Below are 4,323 nucleotides of genomic sequence, written 5' to 3' on the forward strand. Positions count from 1 at the left end.
AGTACAAACTTTACGACTAACTTCCAAATATTTTTCAAGAAAAGTTTTAGAAATTTGCAGAAATTGATTTAGGTCAAACTAAAAAAAGCGAAACAGAGACTTCGTGCACTATTATTTTTATCACCCGTGTCCAATCAATATATTCAACACCCTGTGGCTATTTAATCTGAAAATAAAGAATCTATTCGATTTATAGTTTTTGGATCAGAAGGTCTTGTCATATTCTCATCTATAATTTTTCCTTCAGCATCAATTAATATAAAACGAGGTATGCGTGAAATTTGATAATCTTTTTGAAAATTACTATTTCTATCTGCACGCAATTGAATACCTTGCAAATTATCTGTTTTTATCTTTCCTTTCCATTTAGATTCATCCTCATCTATTGAAATACTAACAAAGACAATTGGCTTTCCTTTGAACTTCTCCTGTAACTTAAGAAGATAAGGTAGTTCACGACAACAGGGCAAACACCAAGTTGCCCAAACATCGATATAAATATACTTACCCTTTAACATAGAGAGTGAGATTTTCTCGCCTTCTACATTAGGAAGTATAAAACATGGTGCTTGTTTTCCGTAAGCTATACGTGAGAACTTTTGATAAATTTCTTTAAAGTCTGCTTTCCTTTTTATATTATGAACATGACTATTATATATTGGGAGAAACTCACCAATATCTTTCACGCCATACCTTCTAACATATCCATACATAAAAGTATGAATAAGATAATCTTGAAGATTTGAGTCTTTTATGTTGTTTTTGGTATAATTCAATGCATAACGCAATTCATTTAAGGGGTTATTGTTTATTTTCTTGGAAGCTAAAGCTTGAATATAATTTCTAAAAGCTTGTCGGTATTCCCAAAAATCATAAGCTTCCGAATCTTCAATCATTATTTTTTCCTGCTGTTGATAAAATGCAGAATGTGGAAGATAATACTTCTGTTTGAGAAATCTTGCTCTGTGAAGAGGATAATTCTGGAGCATATTACAGGCCAAATAATGTAATCGTTTTTTCTCTATCTTCTTAAATTCTTCAAATAATGAAAGTGTATCGATATTTATTTGTAAATTAAGAAACATCTTATTCCAATCACTCAAAAATTCATTTTCGGGTTGATTATAATTCAAATTAAGTAGCTCTAAAAGTTCTCCATTTAAATAATCATTAATATCCTTACCATCTCCAAGAAATTTAAGATCTCCATTTTTATATTTTAGCATGCTTTGCTTTCCTGTTGGAATAAGATAAAAATACATAATATTTTTAGGTCCATAAAGTACAGCGTATCCAGGCTTTAAGACTGGCGAAAACCTAATTACACCTCTACCGTTATTGTCCAAAGTTGAATAATACGACGAATCTCGAAAAACTACTCGTATTTTTGAAGCTCCATACTCTTCAAAATAAAATTCAACTTGTCCAAGAACAGTAGTCACCCATAAACAGAGTACAAAGGCAATTGAAGACTTATTTATATTTACTATTTTCATTTTGAACATTCCTCAAGAACCATATTTTGGGAAATTATATTCCATATCTATTATTTTACCAAACCCACTAAAAACCTTTTCTGAAGATACATCTATTGTCCCATTACTAACATTAATATAATACATGTAAACTTTTCCTTCTTTTAAGATTTCATTATAAGTTGAAACAAATAAAACCTTATTATTATAGGGATGAGTCTTAATAAAACGATCTACACATGGTTTCAAAATTTTGATTCCTGTTATTTTTTCTTGATTGTTGGCTAAAGAATAGACTCTCTTGCCAGTATTAGTTCCTGCATAATCATATTGGTAAATATTTTTATCTGTTGCATAATAAAAGATTGGGCCTAAATTTCCTACTGCAAAATATTTAGCATTATTTAATTCTGGACAATTGTCAGCATAGTACATTCCTTTATCTATATTTTTCTTTTTGTCAAAATTAAATGTATATAGTATATTCTTATGAGTGTTCCAGTCTTTAAATAAGCCATATTCATAGTTGTTAAAACCTGTATCCATGTATCTAAGCTTGGCATGCATATCTTTTACATTAAAGAGTGTTCCAGAAATATTATCTGGCATTTCTTGGAGTACCCACGAAGAAGTTCCATTCTTCTTAGGGAAACATAAAAATCGACCTCCGATTTCATCATAAAGAATACCCAGATAATAATCAAAATAACGAGGCGCATACGGTGAAGCTTTATAAGTCATACCATCTTTCAAAATTGGTTCTGTATACGTTGTAAAGCCCATTGAACCCATGGAGCTGTATTGATAAAACTTGCCGTTAGAAATGATAGCATCATATCCATACCGACCTGGGCTCCAATAATAATGATAGAAAAGATAATTCTCTGGCTTCCAATCTGCCAGATTTGGCATCAACGTAGAAATGTCATACGTTTTTTGCATGGTTACTGCATCTAAGCGAACACCGCCTTTATCTGTAAGTATAGTCACGTTCTGCATTTTTCCTAACCAAAAGAAACTACCTATTTTTACGCCATGCCCTCGTAACTGTTCATTATTTACAGATGTGTAAACATTATTTAAGACAAGATCCTCTTTTACTCGATTTGAGAAAAAAGGACTCATAATCATGTCAAAATCTGTTGTTCCATTTTTCTCATGTAAAACCATCCAGTCTTCGGTTATAATCCCCTGTACTACCAAAAATATTTTTTTTAACGACTTTACACCTGTTTCTTTATTATGGCAAGTGAGTACTAAGCTATAGGCCCCTGGAACTTCCGTGACTAAATAGGAAAGAGTTTTTGTATTTCCTATTGTTTTTTGGGTTGACACTCCTCCAAGTGCGTTTGACCATATTCGCCAATTAAAGTCATAGTCCTTTTCACTACCACTACTCAACTTAATTTCGATTGGTAGCTCCAAAGTTTTGAATTGAGTGGCATACACTGTGTCTTTTGCAGAAATGGAAACATCTGGTAAATTAGAATAATTATAATTTCCAGTATCATCGTAACAAGCAGAAAAACTTGTAATTAAAAAGATGAAGGATAATCCTATTTTAAATATATTTCTCATCATTACACACATTTATTCATTAATACTTAGAACGTCACTATCAGACCATTTTCATCTGTCAACGGTTTTCCTGGATGTTCTTTATTATATTTATAAAGGGCATTGATTAACACTCCCTTCCAATAAATTTGCTCAGAAGTACTCCAGTTAGTATAGTTAGTAGCCACTCCCGTGTGCAATATAACAAATTCATGTTTTACTCGACTGTATTCATCAAATATCCATCCTTCAGGTTCTGATAATTCATTCGTTAATACAATTTTAAATTCAGCCTCGTTAATTGGAGGAGTTGAGAAATTATCATTAGCACATAATCGTAAGACTATACTTTTATCACCTAAATTAAGACTCGCATTTTTTCGCACTTGAATCCTTACTATAGTTGAAATAGAGTCTGCTAACAATTCACATGGTTCAATTTTATAGTCATTATTTTCAATCGCTGTAGTTTTCTCTGGGACAACCTGTACAACAAATTTCCTATTTTTTGGAGATGTTATACCTATTAATTTAACGGGAATGTCAATATTATCAACTTCTATTCCAGCATGCAATCCAAAAGAATAAATTAAGCTATCTTTTCTTACCAAAGAATAATCAAAACGCAATGAGGCATCAGTGGTATCATAGCGCAAATAATTGTCTGTCGTACAACTACATAGAAGCAATAAAAGCACACAATAAATCTTATCATTAAAAAGTATCATATATTATCTCCTTTCTATTTTCTTCCTCCATATTGCTTTTCCAAATCAGGCATAGGTAGAACGTAATATTTTTTACTAAATGGAACTGAAACATTAGGTATCTGATTCAAATCGTTACGTTTACAATATAAGAACCATTGTCCTTCACCTATAAACTCTTTACGATATTCTTTTCCAATAATTGATTTTAAGTTTTCGTCCGTAATATTTTCTTCTGATAACAAGCTACTATCGTCAAATCCCCTGTGTTTTCGTAATATGTTAATACAGTCTATGGCTTCTTTTTTAGATGTTGCACATTCTGCTGCTATAAGCCACATTTCACTAATTCTAAGTAAAGGTTGGCAATCATTATAAGTAGAAGAGGTTTGCCATAATTTTGAGCTTCCAAGATAATAACCTAATAATGCTTCAAAATAATAATTATATCGCCAATCAAAACCATATAAATTAGTTTCAAAAATTTCTGCGCAAACTTCAGGTGACATAATTAGGGTCTGCTGAATTATTATCTCTTCACAGACAGAGGGTAGCAGACGTAGACCCTCATAGTGACGATAATG

The 4,323-nt window shown here is 31.6% G+C and carries 4 protein-coding genes; all 4 read right to left on the minus strand.

Annotated elements, in window-relative coordinates:
* Positions 1-161: 161 nt before the first annotated feature.
* Complete coding sequence (locus DEM91_RS12100; RefSeq protein WP_249859080.1) at positions 162-1,496, minus strand: TlpA family protein disulfide reductase; 1,335 nt, start codon at positions 1,494-1,496, stop codon at positions 162-164.
* A 12-nt stretch (positions 1,497-1,508) separates the two neighbouring features.
* Positions 1,509-3,056 (minus strand): PKD-like family lipoprotein, encoded by a 1,548-nt coding sequence (locus tag DEM91_RS12105; protein WP_249859081.1) that lies wholly within the window; start codon positions 3,054-3,056, stop codon positions 1,509-1,511.
* A 23-nt stretch (positions 3,057-3,079) separates the two neighbouring features.
* On the minus strand, positions 3,080-3,760 hold the full coding sequence (locus tag DEM91_RS12110) for a DUF4843 domain-containing protein (RefSeq protein WP_249859082.1): 681 nt from the start codon (positions 3,758-3,760) through the stop codon (positions 3,080-3,082).
* Positions 3,761-3,774: 14 nt separating this feature from the next.
* A partial coding sequence (locus DEM91_RS12115) for a RagB/SusD family nutrient uptake outer membrane protein (RefSeq protein ID WP_249859083.1) occupies positions 3,775-4,323 on the minus strand: 549 nt, incomplete at its 5' end.

This window comes from Prevotella sp. TCVGH, from assembly GCF_023522295.1.
Taxonomy (GTDB): Bacteria; Bacteroidota; Bacteroidia; order Bacteroidales; family Bacteroidaceae; genus Prevotella; species Prevotella timonensis.